1 protein-coding gene is annotated in these 357 nt (G+C 57.1%); it reads right to left on the bottom strand.

Going from position 1 to position 357, the window contains the following annotated elements:
• Positions 1 to 357 (bottom strand): calcium-binding protein (locus BCT81_RS11685; RefSeq protein ID WP_133152607.1); only part of this gene is annotated, 357 nt, incomplete at both ends.

Here is a 357-nt window from a genome sequence, read left to right as displayed (position 1 = left end):
AATAGTGTCATGGCCGTCGCCCCGATTGAACTCGTAGCGCTCTGCCCCGAGGCCACCCACTAGGCGGTCATCACCAGCACCACCAATTAGGGTGTTACGGGCATTGTTTGCTGTTTTGTAGTAGCTGCTGCGCCGACCCGAACTGGCTGGCGTTTCTACCGTCAGAACGTCATCCCCCGCACCACCGTCTAGCGTATTACTGCCGCTGTAAGAGACCGTGAGGCTATCGTTACCCTCACCACCTGACAGTTGGTCGTTGCCCGTACCACCATGCAAAGTATCGTTACCGAGGTCGCCTTCAATCGCATCATTGCCAGCGCCAGCTGTCACAATGTCGTCGCCTTCACCCGCGTTCAA

The sequence above is a fragment of the Vibrio sp. 10N.261.52.A1 genome (assembly GCF_002876325.1).
Taxonomy (GTDB): Bacteria; Pseudomonadota; Gammaproteobacteria; order Enterobacterales; family Vibrionaceae; genus Vibrio; species Vibrio chagasii.
Note: the sequence above shows the minus strand (reverse complement) of the source record. Positions and strands in the feature narration are given on the sequence as shown.